The organism is Winogradskyella damuponensis, from assembly GCF_039538385.1.
Lineage (GTDB): Bacteria > Bacteroidota > Bacteroidia > Flavobacteriales > Flavobacteriaceae > Winogradskyella > Winogradskyella damuponensis.
Genome location: NZ_BAABCB010000030.1, coordinates 173,924 through 194,862, shown reverse-complemented (window position 1 = coordinate 194,862; position 20,939 = coordinate 173,924). Strand labels below are relative to the sequence as shown.

Here is a 20,939-nt window from a genome sequence, read left to right as displayed (position 1 = left end):
GTAATTGCGTATGAAACTATTTTTGGGGCTATTAACGGTCGTGTTTACCTTAAATTTAAATGCACAAAACTCTAAGACGAAAGCAGATCATCTCTATAGTAATGGCAACTTTTCCAAAGCTATAGAGGTTTATAAATCTTTAGAAAATTTAGAGGAGGTTTACGATGATATTGCAAAAGCGTATATGGCTATAGGGAATTATGGAGAAGCTTTAAATAATTATGAAAAAGCCATACAAGCAAATGAAGATGACCTTTTGTTGCAGTATGAATACGCAAAATTGTTAGCAAGAACAAAACAATATAAAGACGCTAATCAGCGATTTTCAAACTTAATTGCATCCGATAGTTTAAACCCTAATTACTATTATGAATTAGGTGTGGTTTTAGAAAAGCAAAAAGACACTACGGCATTACAGCAATTTCAAAAAACATTTAAGCTGGATGCAACACATCAAAAAGCCATTTTTAAAATAGCCAAACATCATTTAATAAAACGAAATTTTATAGAGGCACATCGTTATATAGATAAAGGATTAGAAAGCTATAAAAACAATATAGAGTTGATCAGTTTAAAAGCCCAAACCTATTACCATCAAGACTATTATACACATGCTGTTGTTTGGTTTAATAAATTGTTGGATTTGGGCGAAAAATCTGAGTTCATACATGAAAAGCTAAGCTTGAGTTACGCGCAAAATTCAGATTACGAAGACGCCATTTATCACAGGAAGCAAGCCTTAAAATATAACCCAAACGATGCTAGTGCAATATTTGTTATTGGTACGTATTACGAGAGGTTAAGTGATTTTGAAAACGCAGAAGCGTATATTTCTAAAGCCATAAAACTTCAAGATCGATCGTTAGCAGACGAGTATCAACGATTGGGAACGCTTTATAATCGACAGAAAAAGTATGACCAAGCTATTAAAGCCTTTCAGAAATCGTTAAAAGAAGATCCTTCCAATATCATGGCCGAGTTTTATATCCTTAGAACTAAAGATGAATATTATGCTGATACAGATAGTAAAATTAAGCTGTATGAGCAATTTATTGAGAAGAAGGCAAAAAGCCCATTTTTGAGCTATGCTAAAGGTCGGCTTAAAGAATTAAAGCAAGAAAAATTTTTAGAAGAAGAATAATAATTCCTCATAAAAAATGAAATCAACGCATAGAGCTAAGGCTTCAATCTAAAAGCGAAGTTGTCTAGCCGCTTTTTGAATAAAATATCGTACTTTTCGCTATCAGAACACTAGTAATGAATCGAATTGTTTGTCTTTTAATCTTGCTTTTTGCAACCTCTTGCAATTATTTTGAAAAGAAGAAAGTTTATCCTGAAGATTTGCTTGAGGAAGAACTGCAAACCTTTAATTGGAATGAAGTAGATACTTACCCAACGTTTACTGATTGTGAATACATGACTTCTAAAGAGGATAGTAAAATGTGTTTTCAAAATACATTAATCACTAATGTTAATCGGTATTTAGAAGCTCAAAATTTAGTAGTTTCTAATGATGTTAATGATACTATTACACTTAAAATTAAGATTGATAATTTGGGATTATTAGAAATAGAATCCATTAATATTCAGCCAGAAACTATACAGGAAATCCCGGAAATAGATAGTCTGCTAAGACAAAGCTTACAACATGTTCCAAAAATATTTCCAGCAATAAAAAGGGGACAACAAGTGACTACTGCGTTTGAATTACCTGTAATAGTAAGGATTGATTAAAACGTTATTAGGTCTATTTTAGCCTAACGAAGTATTTTTTATCAAACTGTCAAACAGGCTTTAAAAATAGCGCGACAAAAGAATCGTATTATTACAAATTAAATTTATAACCTACAGCAATATCGGTTGAAAAATTACCTTGATTGTCTAAAAAAATAGCGAATAATTCTCCATAAGTAATTGTAATATAACCACTAGAGCCAACTTTGATGTCAGATCCTATTCCAAAAATGAAAGGAATATCAAACGACGTCTCACTTTGGCTTTCTTGTTTTCCGCTAGCATCTTGAAAAGAAGAACTGGCAATATTTACAGTCGCTAATTTTACTTGACCATAAATAGAAAATGTAGGTTTGTTTATTATTCTATAACGATACCCTAATGCAGCTTCGTTTGTGCTATAGTTAAAATCTTCATCATCAAATGTATGACGCCCTTGAATAAATCCAGAATGACGCTGAGAAGAATTAGCTTCAAAAATTTCTAATTCTCCACCAATGAGCAGTACTTTTGTGTTTTCAGGATTATTAACAAAAGGACTGTTCGTCAATCCGCCAAAAACACCTAATCTAAAGCCTACTTTTCGAGATGTTGCTACTGAGGTATAAGTTGAGTCTGCAGACATATTATAAGTGTTAATAAAAGCTTTAAGGTCGTAAAGTGTAAATTTTAGCTTATCTGTTGCCGTGCCATTTGTAAGATTACTTAGTGTGGTTTTGTATTCTTCAAGGAAATTTCGTTTGCTTTCTTTTGTGTTCTTTAATTCGGTAATAGTGCCATTTTCAGATTTAACAAAATAGCGATAGTTACCGTCATCACTCGTCCAAAGTAAATCTAACGTTCCATCTACTTCTGTTTTAAGCTCAAGCGTTTCTCCATTAATTGTATAGTTTTCTTGACTATGATTAAATTGAAAAGTCAAAAACAAAAGCATTGATAATAGTATGTTTTTCATTTGAAGTTTGGAGTTGGTTTAAGTAAAGCTACCTAATTTTTTTTAAAAGAGCACTATTTCTTAACGCTTCTGCCTTTCCAATGATAAGATTTAAAGAATGATAGGAATGCAATATAGACACTAAAGAAGGGATAAATGAGACTAGAAAACATATAAGAAAGCAATAGGTTTTCTTGTTTAAAAAAGCGTGCTGCTTTAAATAATAGTAAGAAGTCAATGCTAAATTTAATCACAAATAAAGCTATGGCTATTTTAGGAGTTATATAATTAAGAAAAGCAGCCGGCATAAGTAATAAACAGGTTAAATTTCCCAGTAAAACAATTAAGCCAACACATTTTGCAAACCAATTATTGTAATTACTCGTTTTTGAAGCCCAACGTAAACGTTGCTGTATTAATTGGTCTATATTTTTTACAGGATAAGTTGTTACAATTGTCTTCTTAGATTTTAGATAGTGCACCTTTTTTGGCGCTTTTTTCCATATTTTTTCAAGTATAAATATATCGTCTCCACTTGATATGGTATCGTTACCTTGAAAACCGTTAACAGAAATAAATTCAGATTTTAGGTAAGCAAAATTAGCACCATTACACATTAATGGTTTTTGAATACCAAAGCCACCAATAGTAGCGCCTTGCAAACTCAAAATGTCTAAAGTTTGAAAGCGATTAAAAAATGAGGTCTTACCATGATAGGTTACTGGAGCAACAATGCAGTTGGGTTGGTTAATTTGAATACATTCATCTAACGTGTCAAGCCAATACTTTGGTAAAACACAATCTGCGTCAGTCGTAATTATCCAATGGTGTTTAGATTGTTTAATGGCAGAGGTTATGGCATCTTTTTTTGGTGAATTAGAGGTTCTTTCATTTTTAATTATCCGAATAGTGCTAGCTAGAGTATTTTTTTGTTTACTTAAGGTTTTGAGAATTTTTTCAATAATTAAAACCGAATCATCTTCAGAATCGTCATCTACTAAAATAACTTCAAAGAACCCGTTGGGATAATTTAATTTTGTTATTGAATTTAGTAATCTTGGAAGGTTTTCGGCTTCATTCCGAAATGGGATTACAATAGAAAATTTTGTTTTAGGAGGTAAATCTTGTAGCTTAAAGTCTTTAGTTTTATCAAAACCATAAATAAGTACACCTATAACAAAGAGGTATATAATTATTGTGATAATGGCTAATAGCGCAATCATTATTCTACAGGTTTTGGCAGTTTAAAATTTAATACATAATAACTTCCAAATATACTCGGAATTACAAAATTAAATAGCCACATAAGGGTTGTAATTGAAAGAATGGTAAGTTCGTTGACTTCAAGATAACCAAATAAAAAGACCGCAATGCTACCTTTAATAATCACATCAAAAATTGAAATAGATGGTATAATAGATGCTAAAAAATACATACTTGTAATTACAACCATTGCTTTGGTATAATCAACATCAATACCAAAAACAGTTAATAAATAGTAAAACTGAAATGAAAATATAAGATATCTAATAGAGGATAAGCAAAGGGTTATAGCATGTATTTTTAAGGTTATTGATTTTATAAAATCGATTACAGCTACAAGAGAATAGCCTTTAATTTTAAAGCGTTTTTGTTTTACTCCTAAAGTTATAAGAGAGCCTAGTATTATAAGTATTGCCACAAACCTCACCGCATTATAATAATTAACATCAATCTGATAGTGGCTCACAAATAGTATACAACCCATAAGACCAAAGATGGTCGTTACTATCATTTGTGTCATATTACCCAAGAGGTTAAGTAATACAATTCTAGTTCTAAGGGTTTTTGTAAAGTACATTGCTTTTGCTCCATAATCTCCAATGCGATTTGGTGTAATTAGCGATGCTGTATGGCCTCCTAAACTTTGTTCTAATGCAGCTTTAAATGAAATGTGTTTTATTGTTTTGACTAAATTTTGCCATTTTAAAATTTCAAAAAACCAATTAAAACTACTTAAAAGGATTAAAAAACTAATGTTTTTAAGTGAAAATGAATCATTTTTCTTTAAAAATGCAATAAATTCATTGAGTTGTAAATTCTCATTTTCAGAAAGTTTAGAATAGATAAAATAAAATGCACCAAAGACAATACTCAATTTAATAAGTACAAACAAGAATTGTTTAGTTTTGTAAGGCGCATTAGAGTACATATTACAAATAAAACCAAAAACTTACAGATGCAACATTATTTTAAACATTACCTTTTCTTTTTTATTGTCGTTTTTATAAGCTTTAAGAGTCAGGCACAATTTAAAGATACAGCCAAGTGGAAAGCACTTTTTGCAGTGGGTGTTAATTACCCAACAACCGATGGTTTTGTAAAAGGCTCTTATGCTAAATCCGTAAATTTTCCAACGATAAATTTAGGACTTCAGCATATGTTGACTAAACGCTATGGTGTAAAATTAGATTACGGATTTAATCGGTTCTCTAATGATGATAGTACGCCAGAATTTAAAATCAACTATTCACGTATTAATGCGCAATTTGTATATGATCCTACAGAATATTTTACTTTTTTGCCAATGCGATTACGCACAGTTGCACATGCAGGGCCAGGTATAGCAATGGTAAAACCGTTAGGTACATTACGCGATAATAAACAGACGTATTTAAACCTTAATGCAGGATTAGAAGTGCATTATGCCATAAACGAAAAAGTAGCTATTTACGCAGATATGGCTTATTTATATGGAGTAACGTCTTTAGATGATTACAATCCGGTGTTAAGTGGTTTGGGAGCTTTTAATGGAAGCGTTTTTAACCTTACCTTTGGCTTGGCAGTTTCATTAAGTGGTTGCCAGTATTGCGATTAATTATATGAGCAAAGAAAAAATTATTTTAGGCATAGATCCAGGTACAACAATTATGGGCTTTGGACTCATAAAAATTGTAGGTAAAAAAATGGAATTTCTGCAACTTAATGAACTGATGCTCAAAAAGTATGACGACCATTATTTAAAACTCAAACTTATTTTTGAACGTACGGTAGAGCTCATAGATACCTATCATCCCGATGAAATAGCAATTGAAGCTCCGTTTTTTGGTAAAAACGTACAGAGTATGCTTAAATTAGGTCGTGCACAAGGTGTTGCTATGGCTGCAGGTTTGTCGCGCGAAGTGCCTATTACCGAATATGCTCCTAAAAAAATTAAAATGGCGATTACCGGAAATGGAAATGCCAGTAAAGAGCAAGTCGCTAAAATGCTACAAAGTATGTTAGGACTTAAAACGATCCCTAAAAATCTGGATTCAATGGATGGTTTGGCAGCAGCAGTTTGTCATTTTTATAACGAAGGACGTGTTGAGGTTGGTAAAAGTTATTCAGGATGGTCTGCTTTTGTAAAGCAGAATGAAGGCCGCGTTAAAAAATAAGCCAATTGCAATCGGATTATTCAGTTAAAAACAGAACATGAGAATCATCATTTTATTTGTTGTATTACTTCAATCTTTAGTAGGATTCAGTCAAGGGCAAGTTGAAATGAATGATATTGCTCATGAAAACTATTACCAATCTCAAAAAATTAAAGATTCATTAGTTATTGAATTGAAGCGTATAAATAGTAAGGATTCTACATTTATAACAGCTTTTGAAGCTTCAGAAAAACTTTGGGAAACTTTTGTTGAAGGCCAGTTTCAATTGAAATTTCCAGAATATGAATCTTGGGAAACGAGACGAGAAATTTATGGCAGTCAATTTGATATGCTTTATTTTAATTTCATGAAAATGTATTGTGATTTAAGAATTTCAACCTTGTATGACTTATTTGAAGAATAAGAAAAAATTTGATTGCAACCGACTGCAAACTGCGACTAAATACTGAATACTGAAAACTAATATGAGCGGCATCTACATCCACATACCATTTTGCAAGCAAGCGTGTCATTATTGCGACTTTCATTTTTCAACCTCTTTGAAGAAAAAAGATGAACTTATAAATGCGTTGTGTCAAGAATTAGAACTTCGTAAAGGTGAATTTAAAAATTCCAGCGTAGAAACTATTTATTTTGGAGGTGGAACACCGAGCTTATTAACGAATGATGAATTACAATTTATAATAGATTCAGTTTATAAAAATTACAAGGTTTCAGACCACCCAGAAATTACACTTGAAGCCAATCCAGATGATTTATCTAAAGAACGTATCATAGCACTCTCTAAGAGTCCAATCAATAGGTTGTCTATAGGTATTCAATCCTTTTTTGAAGCGGATTTAAAACTGATGAATCGTGCACATAATGCCAACGAAGCTAAATCGTGTTTAGAAGAAGCCACTAAGCACTTCGATAATATTTCTTTAGATTTAATTTATGGCATTCCAGGAGCCTCAAACGTGCAATGGTTGGCAAATATAGAAAGGGCTTTAAGTTTTGGAGTGCCTCATATTTCAAGCTATGCATTAACCGTTGAGCCTAAAACGGCTTTGGCGTCTTTTATTAAAAAAGGCATTATAGATAATGTGGATGACGAGCAAGCGCATGAACAATTTCATATGTTGAAAGATAAGTTAGAAGCTTCCGGGTTTGTACATTACGAACTCTCTAATTTTGGAAAAGACGGGTATTTTAGTAAAAACAATTCGGCCTATTGGCAAGGGAAATCTTATCTCGGAATTGGACCGTCGGCACATTCGTTCAATGGAAAACAACGTGGATGGAATGTAAAAAATAATTCCAAATACATAAATGCTATAGCACAACATGAGTTGCCCATTGAGATTGAAACGTTAACACAAACCGATCAGTACAATGAATATATAATGACAGGTTTGCGTACCATTTGGGGAGTTTCATTTCGTAAAGTAGAAGAAGACTTTGGTATCGTTTTTAAAGATTACTTAATTGAGCAATCAGAAGTTTTTATAAATCAACAATTATTGTATATTGATGATGGACATTTACGCGTCACAAAAAAAGGACAGTTTTTGTGTGATGGTATTGCCAGCGAATTATTTAAAATCAATTAAACGTGTTAGCAACAATACAATTCAAATCGAAAAAAAGAACTATAGATTTATCACAACCTTTAGATATTTCAATACCTCTAACAGGAAAACCTAATAATGTAAATGCATGGTATTTAGATCCCCCTAAAATTGAACCTGAAATTATAGATGGTGAAATTGTAAGTGTGGCTAATGGCGCTGTGGTAAATTTTAATACCATTACTTTTAATCCGCATTCGCATGGTACACATACAGAAACGGTTGGTCATATTACAGAAAAAGTCTATTCTATAAACCAACATTTAAAACAGTTTTTCTTTTTAGCGGAAGTGGTAACGGTTGCTCCAGAAAAGCAAGGCGACGATTATGTGATTTCTAGAAAACAATTACAGTTTGCCTTAGGCAATAAAAAACGCGAAGCCATTGTGATTAGAACCATGCCCAATACACGTGATAAATTCACCAAGCAATATTCTAATACCAACCCAACGTATTTGTTAGAAGATGCCGCAGAGTATCTAAAAAACAAAGGAGTAAAACATCTTCTTATTGATTTGCCTAGTGTAGACAAAGAGCAAGATGGAGGCGAACTCTTAGCGCACAATGCGTTTTGGAATACTAAAGGGAAATTACGATTAGATGCTACAATTACAGAATTTATTTATGTGTCTAATAAAATATCAGATGGTTGTTATATGCTTAATCTTCAAATTGCACCATTTGAAAACGATGCAAGTCCAAGTAAACCTATATTGTATAAGGTAATAGTGTAATTATGAAATTTGTTTTAAAGCTAGAAGAATTAGGAATGTTTGTTTTTGGTATTTTCTTGTTTAACCAACTTAGTTATGCTTGGTGGTGGTTTTTAGCTTTAATTTTAGTGCCAGATATTGGTATGTTAGGTTATATTTTTAATACTAAAATAGGAGCAACAGTCTACAATATGTTTCATCATAAAGGTTTAGCGATACTTATTTATTTTCTTGGCATGTATTTTGAAATTGAATGGCTGAAATTAGTGGGTATTATTTTATTTGCTCATGCATCTATGGATAGAATCTTTGGCTATGGATTAAAATTTGATGACGCATTTAAAAACACGCATTTAGGAGAAATAGGTAAATAGCATGGAAACATTTTTTATAATCATTATTAGCATTTTAGTGACTTTAGGTTTGGTAACCATATATAAACAATGGAAGACTAAAAAAATCACTAATGAACAGTCCATTTTAATATTAGACAAAATAAAACGCGTCTGTAAATTTGTTACCGTTGAAGGTGATTTTGCAGAGATCTATCATTATGAAGACGTAAAAGAAAAGTTCTTAAAATTAATTTCTAGTCGAAAAAAAGCTTTAGTCGTCATTAATGCTAAAGCGCATGTTGGCTTCGATTTGGGTAAAGTGCAAATGTCTTCAAACGCTAAAACAAAAACAGTTCATTTAACACATTTTCCACAGCCAGAAGTGCTATCTATTGAAAGCAATATAAATTATTATGATAAGCGCGATGGTATGTTTAATAAGTTTGAAGCTGCCGATTTAACGGAGTTACAGACTAGAGCTAAAACGCATATTATGGAAAAAATTCCAGAAAGTGGCTTGTATAATATCGCAAAACAAGAGGCTTTAGAAGCCATTCATCTTATTGAAAATTTAGTAGAGACTATTGGTTGGAAATTAGATTATACGGCATTAAAAATTGAAGGAGAAGAGACTAAAAAAATGTTGAAGTGATGCTATGTTATTTATGATTTATTTTGAAATTATAACAAAAGTCAACTTAATTCTTAGCTGCGACAGGTTAATTGTTTAATTTTAATGTAATTAACCAATACAATGAAGCCCTATCCTTTCATTTACTTGTTTATTATATCCTTGTCTTTTGGGTATTCTCAAAATATTTATCAAAAAGATACCTTAACTATTCTTGCCGATTCTTTGCAACTAAAAGGGGAGTACGACCAAGCACTAATTTTTAGGAAGCAAGCGATACAAACCTTAAATAATTCTTCTGTAGATTATCAAACGTATCTTAAAGCCAAGCTTTTTCATACCAATTCTGCAAGTATGGAGTTTAAAAGTTATGACTACCATAATGTAGATAAAACTATAACTAAAAAGGTTCGTGAACAGTATTTAGATAGTGCTTTGCAATCGGCTATAAGCGCCAGGGATTTATATAGTAGAGAGAAACATCCAGATAGAATATTTCAGTACCAAATTCAAAATCGTATATATCATCAAACGGCTTATTTAGGGAATTGGGAACACGCTTTAGAACAGGCCCAATTGGGTTATGAAGTTTTAAAAGATACACTCTCTAATAAAGATAAATCCTTTGTAGATTTAATTTATGATATTGGGTTTATCTACAGCGCACTAGGTGATTATTCTAAAGCCGTAGAGCATTACCAAACCTCGCTCGATTTATATAAAAGTATAATTGGTGAATATAACACCGATGTGGCGCAAGCCTACAATAATATTGCTGTAGAGTATAGGTATTTAGGATTGAAGACAAAGGAATTAGAATCCCTTTTAAAAGCAAAAACCATTTGGGAAGCCCTTGATGAAAACGATAATCAACAGTTCCTTTACAGTTGTTATGGAAATTTATTTTATTGGTATTCCTACTATGGAGATTTTGATAAAGCAGAAGAGTATATTCTAAAAAAAGATAAATTAAGAACCATTGCTAAAACCACTAAAAACAATCTTCTATTAAGGAATAAGGAGGAAATTTACGAAGATCAATTGTCTAATTGGTACGATTTAATGTTGCATTATTCTCGAAAGAAAGACACGCTTAAAACCGTTTATTATACAGATGCGATAATAAAAACTATTGATACACGTAAAAAATTATCCAGGTTTGAAGTCAACACTTTAAGTGCTACATTAAAATTTTACGCGTCAATTATCGCAACTAAACAGCCTGAAAAAGCGTTGCAATTGTTAAATAAAACCATTGCCATAACAGAAGATTATAAAACGGAGTATTACACCAAAGCGTTCAGTACTAAATTATATAAAGCAGAATTACTCATAGAAGGAAGAAACTTTGATGAAGCTTCAATTTTGTTAGATCAATTAAAGGATTTTAAAGAGGATGAAGCGACTTCAAGCCAATTTAAGTTGGCGATTCTAAATGCGAAAACAGCACAAGGGCTAGACCAAAAGGAAGCATCAAAGCACTATTTTGATGAAGCTTTTAGAGTAGTGAATAACTCTAATAAAACAATTGAAGATTTAAAACTTGAAGATTTAAAACCTTTAATTTCATTTGAAACGATTGCTGGATTCTTGGCTATGGGCGATTTTTATTTTGAACGTTATAACGAAGACCATTCTAAAATAAATTTAGAAAAAGCGACACAGCGTTATGTTTTGGCCTCTGAAATTTACAATCAATTGTATTTAGGGCAGCGCTATAACGAAAGTTTGTTTTTAAACTATAATGCTATAAATAAAGGCTTATTAAAAGTGGCTTCGGTACAACCTGATGATACAAGTTTGTTATCCGAAATTTTAAATAGTATTGAGAATAACGGTTCAAAATTAACATGGTCTAAATTTGTGTTTAACAACCAAAGACAGCAGTTAAATATTCCACAAAACTTAATTAATCAAGAAGAGAATATTAAAGCCCAACTTAACTTTTATCAGAAGGCTTTAATTGATTTGAAACAAGATTCAGACGAAAAAAAATCACTTTGGCAGAATAAGATTTTCAAACTAAAGAACGATTTAGACAAGGTGCAAGATTCAATAAAGCAACAAAATCAAACCTACTATCAGTTTAATGTACAACACTTCGATATCAAAACTTTGCAAGAGGATTTAAAAGATAACGAAGGCGTAGTAAAATATATTTTTACGGAGGATAAATTATATCCCTTTTTAATAACTAAAAGTCAGATTAAAATCTTGCCACAAAGTGATAAAACCATTGTGATAAGTGCTTTAAAAACATGTTTGTCGACTTTAAAAGAAAGAACACCAAATTATCAAGAATCATTTAAGAGGTTATCAACTTTGTTATTGCCTCAACTAAATTATGGAGACTATGAGAAGCTCACTATTATTCCTGATGGTGCAATACATTATTTGCCTTTTGAAGCGTTTCTTTTGGAGGAGAATATGCCTTTGATAAGCTATGGGTCTTCATTATTGCTTTATCAGGAACAGAAAAAAATTAAATCAAGCTTTGAAAAGGTGAAAATAGGAGCGTTTTCAGCGTCTAATTTGGAGTCAAAATTACCTAAAGCGTCCAGTGAATTAAATGCTATTCTGAACATTTTTAATGGAGATGCCTTTTTGAATGCTTCTAAGTTAAATTTTATGGACCAGGCCAATAATTTTAATGTGTTGCATTTGGCCATGCATTCAAATATTGATGAGGTTCACCCTGAATTTTCATCACTTAATTTTTATGGTGAAGAAGATAATCTGCTGTTCATTTCAGAATTGTATAACGAAACTTTAAAGGCTAATATGGCGGTTTTAAGTGCCTGTGATACCGGAAATGGTTTTTATGAAAATGGCGAAGGTGTTATTAGTTTGTCTCGCGCTTTTAATTATGCAGGAGTTCCAAGTACAGTGATGAGTTTATGGAAAGTAGAAGATGAAGCTACTGCTAAAATAATGTCGTATTTCTATACGCATTTAAAGCAAGGTGAATTTAAAGATGAAGCACTTAAAAATGCCAAATTAGACTATTTAAAACACACAGATGACGACTTGCTAAAACATCCTTATTATTGGTCTGGTTTTGTTATTAGTGGTAATACCGATGCTCTTGTAGAGACGCAATACTATTGGGTATATGTGCTTATTGGGCTTTTTGTAGGTGTTCTCTTTTTTAGAAAACGATTAATTCAGTTTTTTAAGAAGTGATGTTGCTTCCGCTTTTTTGAACGTTTCACCAGAATCTAGTAACGCGTTTAGCTCGTGTTTCGCTTTGTCTGTTTGTTTTATTTTTAAATAGGATAAGGCTAAATACCAATGCGAGCGATGGGTTAATATATCTGAATATTTTAAATGTTCCTTGAATTTTTCAATAGCCAAATTGGTGTCTCCTAAAGCCAAAAGACTATTGCCTTCATAAAATAAGAGCTCAGATTGTTTTGAAGTTTGATAGGAGGATTCAAATAAAGCTATAGCTTGTTTATAATTTTGTTCATCATAAGCTATAAATGCGTTATTTAAAATGGTTTCATGATCTGCTGATCGTACAATAGGTGATGTTACATTTTTTGAAGGTTCAAAATAGGTTGAAAATAATTTTTCTTCATTACTATTTGAAGTCATAAAAAAATTAATACTAAACATTATCAATATAAGTCCTGCAGCTGCTATTAGAGGCTTTAACCATGTTTTTGTAGTGCTTTTTTCTTCCGGAATATATTCAGACTCATAAGACTCTAATTGCTTTTTAAATTGTGCGTCATCTTCTGTTTCAGTAACTGTTCTCACAGTTTTAAGGAAATCTACTTCTTGTTTAAAATTTGGATTAGTATCGTAAAGTTTTTGGAATTCTAGAGATTCGTCTGTTGTCAACCTCTTAGAAAAATACTTTTCTATTAGTGTTTCGTTAGTCATTATTTAAGGGGTTTTTTATCAGGTTTTTCAATGTTTTCAGGCAACGCGATTTTTGACTTCGCACTACGCCTTCATTTTCATAACCTTCTAAAGTTGCTATTTCATCATTAGTTAGTCCTCTGTAAAAACTCAATGTTAACATTTGCTGGCAACTTTTTCCTAATTGCTTAAAATAATGACGAAGTAATTCTTGCTCTTTAGTAAGCTTTTCTGAGGTATCTATAGTAATTTCTTCATAATCAGCATCTGCTTTATGTAGTATAAGATCATAAGATTGCTTGGAGGAATACTCTTTTAATTTATTGTAAATAAGATGTTTTCCAATACCAAAAAGATAGGTTTTAAAGCTGCTATTGACGTCCTGTAGTTTTCCTGATATGGCGTGTTTTCTAATCGCTAAAAACGCTTCTTGATAGATGTCTAAGCTATCAGCTTCTGCAATATTATATTTTTTAGAAAAGAAAATAAATTCATTTCTATAATCGCCATAAATCACTTTGATGAGCTTGGTGTCATCGTTTTTTAGAGCATCAACAAAATGTTGTTCCATAGAAATTTAGAATTTTTTTTTAGAAGATGTTAACATCTGTGATTTTTCCTTCACTAAAGATAAATCATTCTAAATCAAATCAACATGAAAAGTAAAAATACTTGTGTTATTGTATCTATTGTTTTTTGCTTGTTTTCTATCTCAACATCTCAAGCTCAGTTTTTAAATAAACTTAAAAAACGAGTAGAGCAAAAGGTGGAAAACGCTGTCATTGAAAAAGCCGCTGATAGAGCGTCTGAAAAAGCTACTAAATCCATGGATAAGGCTTTTGATACTAATCCATTTGGGGGTAGCAAAGAAAAAGCCGAAGCCTCTTTAGTTGCCGATTCTTATGATTTTACTTGGAAATATTCTTTAAAAATGACCACCAAAGAAGGCGAAATGGTTTTTGATTATTATTTAAAACCAGATGCTTCTTATTTTGGATTTACTACCGCTGTCATGGAAAGTATGTTTACGGTTATGGATAATGAAAACAAGGTAACTGTAATGTTTATGGAATCTGAAGGTAATAATATAGGTATGGTAAACCAAATGCCAGAGTTAGATATTGACGAGGCAAATAACGAATCGGACCAATTTAAATTTGAAGTGTTACCAGAAAAAACAATAAATGGTTTTAACTGCAAAGGAGTTAAAGCCACTAATGCGGAGTATGAAATGGTCATGTATTTTACTAACGAAACCGAAGTGAGTTTTGATGATATCTTCAAAAATAAAACCACTAAAATACCAACACAGCTTAAAGATTATTTTGATCCTAATGAGAAAACACTCATGATTTCTATGGATATGCAAAATTTAAAAAAGAAAAAAGAAAGCGCAACGATGGAGTGTATTGGCTTGGAGGAGGTGAAACGGAACATAGAAAAATCGGATTATAAATTCATGTAAAAAAGAGAAAAATTTAAAACATCATCTATGAGAACAAGTCCTAATATATTGAAAACATTATTGCCACTTATGCTTATGATCGTTTTTATGACGTCTTGTAAGGAAGATTCAAAATCTTCTGGCACGACTAAATCTAAGGTTGTTGAGGAGGTGTTGAATGAAGTGACTGGTAAAAATGAAAATATAAATGATAAATATGCAGAACTACGTAAAGAACTAGGTACAAAAACACCATTAACTAATGAGCAACTTATTGAAGCATTTCCCAAACGATTAAAAAATCTAAGTATAGATAAGTCAGAAGAACATAAGCTTGAACCTAAAATTATTGGAAGTCAAAACGTTGCAGGACATTTTGGAAATGATACTATAAGAATTGAAATTTTAGACGCAGCTGGCCAGAAAGCTGTTGGTGCGATTATACCTTTAAAAATGTTAGAGCTTAATACCATAACTTCAGAGAGCAACAATACTATAAGGTATTCAAAAAAAGAGCGAAACGACCTATTAACTTTTGGTACTGATCGCGATGAAAATACTAAAGCAGATTTTCAATCTGAATTGAGATTTCTCTACAACAACCGGTTTTATGTAACGGTAGAAGGTAAAGCAATGGATACTAACGCACTTTGGGATGCCATGGGAATTGAAAACCTACAGAAGTTTAAAAATTTATAGCAATACGTGAAACCTTTTATTTATAGTCATTCAGTTGGTTTAAAAATAGAAGAAAGAAGGATAGAATGCAGTCAATAATAAAAACACAACTTTTAAAATTATCTCATGGTCAAATTTCTAAAGAAGCTTAAAATAAAAATTATAAAGATCAATTTACTAATTCTATTGTTTTCTATGATGGTATTAGCCTGTAATAACCAGGGAAACAAAGCGGATAGCTCTCAAGATAAGATAGCAGCAAAAAATGAAAACCCGATAAAAAGGTCTGTTGTTGATTCTCCTTGTGAATTGGTTTCGTTACATGAAATAAAAAACATGTTTGTGGTTGAAGAATATCCTATAGAACTGAAGGATGTAGTTTATACCTATCCAACTTGTATTTATAAATGGGAAGACGGAAAGGTGACGACATCAAGATCATTTGGTGGTCAGGAATTTAAAACGGCGAAGCCTAGTGAAGTTTTAATTGTGATGGTAAAAAAAGCTAACGAAGCCATGTTTAAGCAATCCACATCAGTTTACAAACAGCCTCAAGAAATTTCCAATTTAGGAGCTGTGGCTGTTTGGGATTCTAGGATGTCTCAGTTGACGTTTCTATCAAGCAATTATATGTTTCATGTACATGTTAAAGTATCTAATGACGACCATGATAACAAACAAAAAGCCATAGCGGTTGCGCAACTTATTATTGGAAAAATCTAGAAATAAATAATAGAAATCAATTTATAAAATAACAATATCACCTTCAAGTTTTAGAAAAACAATTAAAACCATAAACAAAATGAAAACTCAAAAACACATGACACGCTCAACTACTTTATTAATCAGTTTACTCATAACTTTTATGGGAGTAACGGGTTGCGGTGGCTCAGACGATGATGGAGATTTTAACAATACAGATTGTAATAATTGGTCAGAACAATATTTGGCTCAAGCCAATGCGTATTCGGCAGCATCTAACGCTTATGCTACCGATCCAACCTTAGCCAATTGTCAAAATTATAAAACGGCTGGCTTAAATTTTATAGAGGCCTTAGAAGATGTTATCGATTGTGTTCCAAATGCAAATAAACAAGGTTTTTTAGATGATATAGATCAGTATAAAGAACAAATTAATGCAACGGACTGCAATTAAATAAAGGCTTTCCAACTGTCTGGTTTTTCTAAATAAACCAGACAGTTTAAAAAAAGAATTACATAACAAATACAATCTTTTATCATGAAAAAACAACTACTAATTCTGGCTTTTATTCAGCTTACATTTATATCCTTTTCACAAACAACTTATACGGTTAACAGTCCAGCAGATTTGCCAGATATTAATCTCAACGATTCTTTTTGTGGAGATGCACAAGGTAATTGTACATTACGTGCAGCTATTCAAAATGCTAATAAAACAAGTGATAAGGATAGTATAGAATTTGATATCTCTGGTAATGCACCATTTGTTATTACGGTTACAGATGTATTACCTCCTATAGAACAACCGCTTATTATAGACGGTAGAACACAATTAGATTATATCAACTCACCAATAATAGAAATCGATGGCTCTGCTTTAGCAGGTACGCATAATGGTATACAACTTATAGGGAGTTCTGAAGGAAGTGAAATTTATGGATTGAGTATTGGTGGTTTTAAACGAATGGATACTTATCCTTATAGTTTTGGTTTTGGCGTTTATTCAAATACAGGAAATCATATTTTTCAATCTAATTATATAGGAATCAAACCTGATGGCATCACTATCAATTCTAATACAGGGGGTGGATTGTATTTTAATAATACGGGAGGAAATGTGATTGGCGGCACGCAGCCTAATCAAGGCAATGTCATTTCAGGCAATGGAGTAGGCGGACTTACTTTTGAAGGATCTGAAATAAATTCGGCTGCTACAAATAATCTTGTTCAAGGCAATTTAATAGGTACGGATGCCACCGGAACCTTAAATAAAGGAAATCGTTTTAATGTTCAGTTTTTAGATGCACCGAATAATATATTAGGAGGAAATTCTGCGGGAGCTCGTAATATTATTTCTGGCAGTAGTGCATCTGATGATAATACTGTAGGAACGGGAGTAGCGCTTTCAGGGGCTGAGTCTTATGGTAATTTAATTATAGGAAATTATATAGGTACAGATATTACAGGAACGGAAACTATTTCTAATGTTAGAGCTGGTGTTATGGTATTATTTGGAGCAAATAATAATAGTATTGGAACAGACGAAGTAGGTGAGGGAAATTTAATCTCAGGCAATGGACAATACGGCATTTATTTTCAAGGAAACACAGTGGGACCTGTGGTTTCTAATAGTGTAAAAGGCAATTATATAGGTGTAGATGTTACAGGTAATGTTGCTATACCAAATCAAATAGGCATTATGATGCTTACAGGTGAGAATAACAACAATACTATTGGAGGTACAACAGCCAATGCTAAAAATGTTATCTCAGGAAATACTGTTGATGGAATTACTATTATTAGCGGTAAAGGCAATCAAATACTTGGGAATTATATTGGTACAAACGCTTCAGGCACATCAGCAATAGCTAATTATGCAGGGGTTTATCTACAAGATAGTAATAATAGCATTGGTGGATCAGAAGTGGGTTCTCGAAATATCATTTCTGGTAACTCTATTGGAATAGAGATTTCTGAAAGCACATCGAGTGGGTCTATAGTGCAAGGGAATTATATAGGTTTAAACGCCTCAGGTGATGATGCCATTGGCAATGTTACAGGGATATCTTTATCAACGTCATCAACCAATAGTGTTATTGGTGGAACAGACCTTTTAGATGGAAATATCATCTCAGGAAACAGCAATATCGGAATGTCTCTTTCAGGAACATCACACACCATTCAGAATAATTATATAAGCTTAAATCCTGCAGGAAATGGAGTCATAAAAAATGCAACGGAAGGATTAAGATTGTCTGGGACTTTAACAGGAACCCTAGTATTAGAAAACACAATTTCTGGTAATGGCACAATTTCAAGTCAATCTAAGAATGTCAACTTCCATGGAGCCAATGACGTTCACTTTATGAGTAATAAGGTAGGGACTTTACCAGATGGAAATACCGAAGTCGCAAATATTGGGGTTGGCATTTTATTGAATAACAGTAGTAACAACATTATTGGAGGAAGTACATCTAATGAAGGGAATACTATTGGAGGTCATAATTTGAGTGGAATAAATGTATTCTTTGCCTCAAACAACAACACTTTTGGTTATAATCATATTGGTGTAGGTTTAGATGGAATTACCAATATTGGAAACGGTCTTCATGGGATTTCAATTACAGGTGCAAATACAGGTAATACAATTACAAATAATATCATAACAAACAACCAAAAAGGAGTTGAGCTAAGTCCTAATTTAGGTGTTTCTACTCAAGTAACAATTTCTGAGAATAGTATTTTTAACAATTCGGTTTTAGGAATTGATTTAATCGGCACCACAGAAAATGATGTGGAGGATGCAGATACCGGAGTTAACAATCTTCAAAACACACCAGAAATCAGTGCGATTGTAGATTTAGGTGACGATGCTTTAGAGGTGACTTATTCAGTTCCGAGTTCTATAACGAATTCTGTTTATCCTATGGTGATTGAATTTTTTGGAGCAACAAATGGTCAGGGGAAATTTTTCATTGAGGCAGACAACTATCTTGAACCAGGAAATAAAACCGTTACATTAAACCTTCCTACCGGATATGATGTGGATGATTATCTCACCATTGTAGCAACCGCTACTGATGCGAACGGAAACACGTCAGAATTTGGAATTTCCACAGACTCTACATTGTCTATAGAGCAGTTGGTAAATGATACATTCAAACTATATCCAAACCCAGTATCTGACAGGTTGTTTATTCAATCACCAAGTTCAGAAGCCTATCATTTAGAAATAGTAAACACTTTAGGTCAGGTTGTTTTAAGTAAAAAAGATAATAATGCTTCAATAGAGTTAGAGGTTTCAAATTTAACTAATGGACTTTATTTTATAAATATTTCATCTGAAAGCGGCAATTCTGAAACCATAAAAATTATTAAAAAATAAATACACTAGCCATGAAAAAAATAATTACAAATTTTAGAATTTTTTTGCTAATTGGGTTAATTCCCATAATCGGTTTAGGGCAAACTCAAATAGGAGATGACATAGATGGATATACAAGTAATCTTTTAAGTGGTTATAGTGTAGCGTTGTCTAATGATGGCAGTGTTGTTGCAATTAGTTCTCGCGGAGCTTCTAATTTTAGAGGGGTGGTTCAGGTGTTTCAAAATGTAGATGGTGTAAGGACACAAATGGGTAATAATATACTGGGTGAAGCCATAGGTGACTTTAGTGGAGCTAGTGTTTCTCTCTCTGCAGATGGCAGTGTCGTTGCTATTGGTGCTACTAATAATAGTGACAATGGAGAAAGTTCTGGTCATGTGCGAGTATATAAGTATATATCTGATGATTGGATACAAGTAGGTAGTGATATTGATGGAGAAGCACTGCACAATGGATCAGGAAATAGTGTAGCGCTTTCAGATGATGGTAATACCGTTGCAATTGGTGCTTATCTTAATGACGGATTTGCAACTAATGCAGGACATGTAAGAGTATATGAAAATATTTCAGGAGTTTGGCAGCAAAAGGGAATTGACATTGATGGCACTGGATCTGGTCATTATAGTGGATTTAAAGTTTCTATTTCTGCGGACGGTAATACTGTAGCTATTGGCTCACCATATGCAGCAACTAATGGAATTTATCATGGTTATGTTAAAATATATAGATATATAGAAGGAGGTTGGGAACAACTAGGACCTAATATAAAAGGCATAGGTGATGGACAATGTGGCAAAAATGTTTCTCTTTCTGCCGATGGTAATATCGTGGCAGTTAGCGCTCCTGCTTATTCTGGACCAAGTCATGCACATGTTCGTATTTTTCAGTACAATGCTGGAACGTGGCAACAGATAGGATCTAGTATCAATAGTGGCAATGCTAATGGTACTGGTCATGGATTATCTATTTCAGCGGACGGGAGTATAGTAGCTATTAGTAGTATTTTTGGTAGTGTGAATGGTGCAAACTCTGGTCAAGTACGAGTTTATCAAAATGTTTCAAATGTTTGGACACAAATAGGTGTCAATATCAATGGTGAAGCAATATATGATCAAAGTGGCGTAGGCCTCTCTCTTTCGGGTGATGGAAGTACCCTTGCCATTGGTGCTCAATATAATAGCGGAAACGGGACTGATGCTGGTCATGTCAGGATTTTTGATTTATCGGATGTTTTGGGAATGAATCATTTTATCCATAAAAATTATGAAATATACCCAAACCCAGCAACAAACAGTTTAACTATTAAAACTCAACTTATAGATAATTATCAGTTCAAAATAGTCAATCAGTTAGGTCAAGTAGTATCTGAGAAATTTAATAATACACCTTTGACCACGTTGGACGTTTCAGGGTTAATTAAAGGACTTTATTTTTTAAGTATTAATTCAGAGAAAGGTGGACTACAAACCATCAAATTCATTAAAAACTAA

At 32.6% G+C, this 20,939-nt stretch carries 21 protein-coding genes; 16 read left to right on the top strand and 5 right to left on the bottom strand.

The annotated features are described in order from the left end of the window. Nucleotides 1–10 precede the first annotated feature (10 nt). The gene (locus ABD730_RS16025; protein ID WP_344715939.1) at nt 11–1,141 is read left to right on the top strand and encodes a tetratricopeptide repeat protein; all 1,131 of its coding nucleotides are present in this window, start codon (nt 11–13) and stop codon (nt 1,139–1,141) included. A gap of 116 nt (nt 1,142–1,257) precedes the next feature. Next, the gene (locus tag ABD730_RS16020) at nt 1,258–1,734 is read left to right on the top strand and encodes a hypothetical protein (protein ID WP_334465515.1); all 477 of its coding nucleotides are present in this window, start codon (nt 1,258–1,260) and stop codon (nt 1,732–1,734) included. Between the two features lie 91 nt (nt 1,735–1,825). Here the strand turns inward: ABD730_RS16020 and ABD730_RS16015 are convergent, their stop codons facing one another. Genes ABD730_RS16015 through ABD730_RS16005 form a run of 3 tightly spaced genes read right to left on the bottom strand, consistent with a single transcriptional unit; the run spans nt 1,826 to nt 4,823 of the window. Beyond that, complete coding sequence (locus tag ABD730_RS16015) at nt 1,826–2,689, bottom strand: hypothetical protein (RefSeq protein ID WP_344715936.1); 864 nt, start codon at nt 2,687–2,689, stop codon at nt 1,826–1,828. Nucleotides 2,690–2,742: 53 nt separating this feature from the next. Continuing rightward, nucleotides 2,743–3,891, bottom strand: coding sequence for a glycosyltransferase (locus ABD730_RS16010; RefSeq protein WP_344715935.1), 1,149 nt, complete (start codon nt 3,889–3,891; stop codon nt 2,743–2,745). Next, nucleotides 3,891–4,823 carry a lysylphosphatidylglycerol synthase domain-containing protein gene (locus ABD730_RS16005; protein ID WP_344715934.1) on the bottom strand — a complete coding sequence of 311 codons (933 nt, stop codon included), beginning with the start codon at nt 4,821–4,823 and terminating at the stop codon, nt 3,891–3,893. Before ABD730_RS16005 ends, ABD730_RS16010 begins: the two co-directional genes overlap by 1 nt. Nucleotides 4,824–4,886: 63 nt before the next feature. Between ABD730_RS16005 and ABD730_RS16000 the strand changes: the two genes are divergently transcribed. From ABD730_RS16000 to ABD730_RS15965, 8 genes are all read left to right on the top strand, one after another. Beyond that, entirely contained in the window at nt 4,887–5,525 is a 639-nt protein-coding gene (locus tag ABD730_RS16000; RefSeq protein ID WP_215926983.1) for an outer membrane beta-barrel protein, read from the top strand. Between the two features lie 4 nt (nt 5,526–5,529). Continuing rightward, a complete protein-coding gene (gene ruvC / locus ABD730_RS15995) occupies nt 5,530–6,084 on the top strand; it encodes a crossover junction endodeoxyribonuclease RuvC (RefSeq protein WP_115808405.1) in 555 nt (184 codons plus the stop codon). A gap of 37 nt (nt 6,085–6,121) precedes the next feature. Continuing rightward, nucleotides 6,122–6,487 carry a hypothetical protein gene (locus ABD730_RS15990; protein ID WP_334465501.1) on the top strand — a complete coding sequence of 122 codons (366 nt, stop codon included), beginning with the start codon at nt 6,122–6,124 and terminating at the stop codon, nt 6,485–6,487. Between the two features lie 61 nt (nt 6,488–6,548). After that, nucleotides 6,549–7,676, top strand: a complete 1,128-nt coding sequence (hemW, locus tag ABD730_RS15985) for a radical SAM family heme chaperone HemW (protein ID WP_344715933.1) — start codon at nt 6,549–6,551, stop codon at nt 7,674–7,676. Nucleotides 7,677–7,678: 2 nt separating this feature from the next. Continuing rightward, the gene (locus tag ABD730_RS15980; RefSeq protein WP_334465496.1) at nt 7,679–8,428 is read left to right on the top strand and encodes a cyclase family protein; all 750 of its coding nucleotides are present in this window, start codon (nt 7,679–7,681) and stop codon (nt 8,426–8,428) included. Between the two features lie 2 nt (nt 8,429–8,430). Further along, nucleotides 8,431–8,781 (top strand): DUF4260 domain-containing protein, encoded by a 351-nt coding sequence (locus ABD730_RS15975; RefSeq protein WP_334465494.1) that lies wholly within the window; start codon nt 8,431–8,433, stop codon nt 8,779–8,781. Between the two features lies 1 nt (nt 8,782). Next, nucleotides 8,783–9,394 carry a DUF4230 domain-containing protein gene (locus tag ABD730_RS15970; protein WP_344715932.1) on the top strand — a complete coding sequence of 204 codons (612 nt, stop codon included), beginning with the start codon at nt 8,783–8,785 and terminating at the stop codon, nt 9,392–9,394. A gap of 102 nt (nt 9,395–9,496) precedes the next feature. Next, a complete protein-coding gene (locus tag ABD730_RS15965; RefSeq protein ID WP_344715931.1) occupies nt 9,497–12,556 on the top strand; it encodes a CHAT domain-containing protein in 3,060 nt (1,019 codons plus the stop codon). On the opposite strand, the gene ABD730_RS15960 is transcribed toward ABD730_RS15965, so the two are convergent. Both ABD730_RS15960 and ABD730_RS15955 read right to left on the bottom strand, forming a co-directional pair. Continuing rightward, on the bottom strand, nt 12,533–13,261 hold the full coding sequence (locus ABD730_RS15960; RefSeq protein ID WP_344715930.1) for a tetratricopeptide repeat protein: 729 nt from the start codon (nt 13,259–13,261) through the stop codon (nt 12,533–12,535). The genes ABD730_RS15965 and ABD730_RS15960 overlap by 24 nt on opposite strands. Beyond that, a complete protein-coding gene (locus tag ABD730_RS15955) occupies nt 13,254–13,811 on the bottom strand; it encodes an RNA polymerase sigma factor (protein ID WP_334465486.1) in 558 nt (185 codons plus the stop codon). Before ABD730_RS15955 ends, ABD730_RS15960 begins: the two co-directional genes overlap by 8 nt. An 84-nt stretch (nt 13,812–13,895) precedes the next feature. On the opposite strand from ABD730_RS15955, the gene ABD730_RS15950 reads away from it, so the two are divergent. The 6 genes from ABD730_RS15950 to ABD730_RS15925 all read left to right on the top strand — a co-directional run bounded on the left by ABD730_RS15950 (nt 13,896) and on the right by ABD730_RS15925 (nt 20,939). Continuing rightward, a complete protein-coding gene (locus ABD730_RS15950) occupies nt 13,896–14,705 on the top strand; it encodes a DUF4412 domain-containing protein (RefSeq protein ID WP_344715929.1) in 810 nt (269 codons plus the stop codon). A 27-nt stretch (nt 14,706–14,732) separates the two neighbouring features. Beyond that, complete coding sequence (locus tag ABD730_RS15945; protein ID WP_344715928.1) at nt 14,733–15,383, top strand: hypothetical protein; 651 nt, start codon at nt 14,733–14,735, stop codon at nt 15,381–15,383. 105 nt (nt 15,384–15,488) lie between these two features. Beyond that, nucleotides 15,489–16,085 carry a hypothetical protein gene (locus ABD730_RS15940; RefSeq protein ID WP_344715927.1) on the top strand — a complete coding sequence of 199 codons (597 nt, stop codon included), beginning with the start codon at nt 15,489–15,491 and terminating at the stop codon, nt 16,083–16,085. 79 nt (nt 16,086–16,164) lie between these two features. Then, on the top strand, nt 16,165–16,518 hold the full coding sequence (locus tag ABD730_RS15935) for a hypothetical protein (RefSeq protein WP_344715926.1): 354 nt from the start codon (nt 16,165–16,167) through the stop codon (nt 16,516–16,518). A gap of 84 nt (nt 16,519–16,602) precedes the next feature. Further along, nucleotides 16,603–19,449, top strand: coding sequence for a T9SS type A sorting domain-containing protein (locus ABD730_RS15930; protein WP_344715925.1), 2,847 nt, complete (start codon nt 16,603–16,605; stop codon nt 19,447–19,449). 11 nt (nt 19,450–19,460) lie between these two features. Next, entirely contained in the window at nt 19,461–20,939 is a 1,479-nt protein-coding gene (locus ABD730_RS15925; RefSeq protein WP_344715923.1) for a T9SS type A sorting domain-containing protein, read from the top strand.

What these genes read in the sequence shown, in the direction of transcription:
- ABD730_RS15925 (WP_344715923.1), top strand. Translation starts at nt 19,461, where the DNA reads ATGAAAAAAATAATTACAAATTTTAGAATTTTTTTGCTAATTGGGTTA.
- ABD730_RS15935 (WP_344715926.1), top strand. Translation starts at nt 16,165, where the DNA reads ATGAAAACTCAAAAACACATGACACGCTCAACTACTTTATTAATCAGT.
- ABD730_RS15970 (WP_344715932.1), top strand. Translation starts at nt 8,783, where the DNA reads ATGGAAACATTTTTTATAATCATTATTAGCATTTTAGTGACTTTAGGT.
- ABD730_RS16020 (WP_334465515.1), top strand. Translation starts at nt 1,258, where the DNA reads ATGAATCGAATTGTTTGTCTTTTAATCTTGCTTTTTGCAACCTCTTGC.
- ABD730_RS15990 (WP_334465501.1), top strand. Translation starts at nt 6,122, where the DNA reads ATGAGAATCATCATTTTATTTGTTGTATTACTTCAATCTTTAGTAGGA.
- ABD730_RS15940 (WP_344715927.1), top strand. Translation starts at nt 15,489, where the DNA reads ATGGTCAAATTTCTAAAGAAGCTTAAAATAAAAATTATAAAGATCAAT.
- hemW (WP_344715933.1), top strand. Translation starts at nt 6,549, where the DNA reads ATGAGCGGCATCTACATCCACATACCATTTTGCAAGCAAGCGTGTCAT.
- ruvC (WP_115808405.1), top strand. Translation starts at nt 5,530, where the DNA reads ATGAGCAAAGAAAAAATTATTTTAGGCATAGATCCAGGTACAACAATT.
- ABD730_RS15955 (WP_334465486.1), bottom strand. Translation starts at nt 13,811, where the DNA reads ATGGAACAACATTTTGTTGATGCTCTAAAAAACGATGACACCAAGCTC.
- ABD730_RS15975 (WP_334465494.1), top strand. Translation starts at nt 8,431, where the DNA reads ATGAAATTTGTTTTAAAGCTAGAAGAATTAGGAATGTTTGTTTTTGGT.
- ABD730_RS16015 (WP_344715936.1), bottom strand. Translation starts at nt 2,689, where the DNA reads ATGAAAAACATACTATTATCAATGCTTTTGTTTTTGACTTTTCAATTT.
- ABD730_RS16000 (WP_215926983.1), top strand. Translation starts at nt 4,887, where the DNA reads ATGCAACATTATTTTAAACATTACCTTTTCTTTTTTATTGTCGTTTTT.
- ABD730_RS15945 (WP_344715928.1), top strand. Translation starts at nt 14,733, where the DNA reads ATGAGAACAAGTCCTAATATATTGAAAACATTATTGCCACTTATGCTT.
- ABD730_RS15960 (WP_344715930.1), bottom strand. Translation starts at nt 13,261, where the DNA reads ATGACTAACGAAACACTAATAGAAAAGTATTTTTCTAAGAGGTTGACA.
- ABD730_RS15930 (WP_344715925.1), top strand. Translation starts at nt 16,603, where the DNA reads ATGAAAAAACAACTACTAATTCTGGCTTTTATTCAGCTTACATTTATA.
- ABD730_RS16025 (WP_344715939.1), top strand. Translation starts at nt 11, where the DNA reads ATGAAACTATTTTTGGGGCTATTAACGGTCGTGTTTACCTTAAATTTA.
- ABD730_RS16010 (WP_344715935.1), bottom strand. Translation starts at nt 3,891, where the DNA reads ATGATTGCGCTATTAGCCATTATCACAATAATTATATACCTCTTTGTT.
- ABD730_RS15950 (WP_344715929.1), top strand. Translation starts at nt 13,896, where the DNA reads ATGAAAAGTAAAAATACTTGTGTTATTGTATCTATTGTTTTTTGCTTG.
- ABD730_RS15965 (WP_344715931.1), top strand. Translation starts at nt 9,497, where the DNA reads ATGAAGCCCTATCCTTTCATTTACTTGTTTATTATATCCTTGTCTTTT.